At 67.5% G+C, this 1,808-nt stretch carries 3 protein-coding genes and 1 pseudogene; all 4 read left to right on the top strand.

All coding sequences use genetic code 11. The features are described from left to right. Positions 1-457, top strand: a 457-nt coding sequence (locus tag LO50_RS22815) for a hypothetical protein (RefSeq protein ID WP_044316455.1), incomplete at its 5' end; no start/stop codon positions are given. Next, on the top strand, positions 454-801 hold the full coding sequence (nifW, locus tag LO50_RS22810; RefSeq protein ID WP_011912532.1) for a nitrogenase-stabilizing/protective protein NifW: 348 nt from the start codon (positions 454-456) through the stop codon (positions 799-801). The genes LO50_RS22815 and nifW, both read left to right, overlap by 4 nt. A 19-nt stretch (positions 802-820) precedes the next feature. Continuing rightward, positions 821-1,291, top strand: a complete 471-nt coding sequence (locus LO50_RS22805; protein WP_042921139.1) for a nitrogen fixation protein NifZ — start codon at positions 821-823, stop codon at positions 1,289-1,291. Further along, positions 1,281-1,808: pseudogene (locus LO50_RS22800) on the top strand (nitrogen fixation protein NifM); the annotation flags it as partial. The gene LO50_RS22805 and the pseudogene LO50_RS22800, both read left to right, overlap by 11 nt.

The raw sequence follows: 1,808 nt of genomic DNA, 5'->3' as shown, positions 1-1,808 counted from the left end.
GTCGGCGCAGTACGCCACCGGCACGGCGGAGCAGCCGCTGCTGGCGGCGCAGGCGCTGGCGCCGGGCGATCTCAGCGTGCTGGTCGGGCTCTACCGCTTCTACTTCTACCAGCATCGCCATGGCGATGCCCTGGCCATCGCCGCGCAGGTACTGGCGGTGGTCGCGCCGCGCCTGGGGTTGCCCTGCGACTGGCGTGCACTCGATGGCGACTGCCTGGCACGCGTGGCGCCCGACGCCATCGGGCTGCTGCGTTTTCATCTGCTGGCGCTCAAGGGCGCCGGTTACCTGAGCCTGCGCCTGGGCCTGTTCGGCGAGGGCAAGGCGATGCTGAGCAAGGTCGCCGAGCTCGATGCGGACAACCGCCTCGGCGCGCGCCTGCTGCTCGATGTGCTGGCGGCCAACAGCGCCGCCATTTTCATCTTTCCCCCTGCTGCCACCGTGGAGACACGCCCATGAGCGAACAAGCCGCCGAACCGAACCTGGACGGGCCCCTGGACGAGGCGCTGGAAGAGCTGGTATCCGCCGAGGATTTCCTGAACTTCTTCGGCGTGCCCTTCGTGCCGTCGGTGGTGCAGGTCAACCGCCTGCACATCATGCAGCGCTATCACGACTACCTGTGTCAGGCCGGCGACATCGAGCACCTGCAGGATGCCGTGCGGTATGCGGTGTATCGCAAGCTGCTGGTGCGTGCCTACGAGGATTTCGTCGCCTCCGATGCGCAGACCGAAAAGGTCTTCAAGGTCTTCCACATGCACGAGCCGCAGACGACCTTCGTGCCCATCGATCAACTGCTGGGCTGACCCGCGGGAGGTGAGCGCCATGAGTCTGCCGCTCTACGAATATGGCCAGGCCGTCAGGCTGATCCGCAACGTACGCAACGACGGCACCTACCCCGGCAAGGACACCGGCGCCCTGCTGATGCGCCGCGGCGCGGTGGGTTGCGTCTACGACGTCGGCACCTACCTGCAGGATCAGCTGATCTACCGCGTGCATTTCCTCGATCAGGGCTGCACGGTGGGCTGCCGCGAGGAGGAGCTGATTCCCGCGTCGGACCCCTGGATACCCAACCTGTTCGAGTTCCGCGACCAGGTGGTGGCCACCCGCAGCCTGGCCGTGCGCGGCGAGGTGGTGGTGGAGCAGGGCCGCACCGGCAGCATCGAGAAGGTGCTGCGCGACCTGCCCGGCGGCATCCAGTACCACGTCTATTTCGGCGACGGCCGGGTGCTTCAGGTGCCCGAGACGAGCCTGGCCTGGGCCGACGCGCAGGCGGGAGGCGAGCATGAGCATTGATCTGGTCACCGGCGAGAATGCCCGCTACCAGCTGCTGAAGGTCGCCCACGAGCGTTTCGGCTGTGCCCCGGCCGCCCTCAGTTCGCCACAGCGTGAACAGGCCGAGCGCATCGTCGGTCGCCAGCTGCAGCTGGAGAACGCCGTGCTGCACAGTGCCGAGGCCTGCGGTGTGGTGATCCCGGACGAGCAGGTCGCCGATGCCTGGGCCGAGATCGCCGCCCGCTACGAGGACCCGCTCGCGCTGCACAAGGCGCTCGACGACAGTGGCCTGGACGAAGCCGGCCTGCGCCAGCTGCTGGCCCGCGAACTCAAGGTCGAAACGGTGCTGCAGCGCGTCTGCGCCGGGCTGCCGGAAATCACCGATACGGATGTCAGCCTGTACTACTTCAATCATCCGGAGCGCTTCGTGCGGCCCGCCACGCGCCTGGCGCGGCAGATCCTGATTACCGTCAACGAGGATTTCCCGGAAAACAGCCGGACCAGCGCCTGGCGCCGTATCAACCTGATCGCCGAGCGC

It is taken from the genome of Stutzerimonas stutzeri (assembly GCF_000935215.1).
Taxonomy (GTDB): Bacteria; Pseudomonadota; Gammaproteobacteria; order Pseudomonadales; family Pseudomonadaceae; genus Stutzerimonas.
The sequence above is the reverse complement of the archived record's forward strand: the minus strand, read 5'-3'. Positions and strand labels throughout refer to the sequence as shown.

What these genes read in the sequence shown, in the direction of transcription:
- nifW (WP_011912532.1), top strand. Translation starts at nt 454, where the DNA reads ATGAGCGAACAAGCCGCCGAACCGAACCTGGACGGGCCCCTGGACGAG.
- LO50_RS22805 (WP_042921139.1), top strand. Translation starts at nt 821, where the DNA reads ATGAGTCTGCCGCTCTACGAATATGGCCAGGCCGTCAGGCTGATCCGC.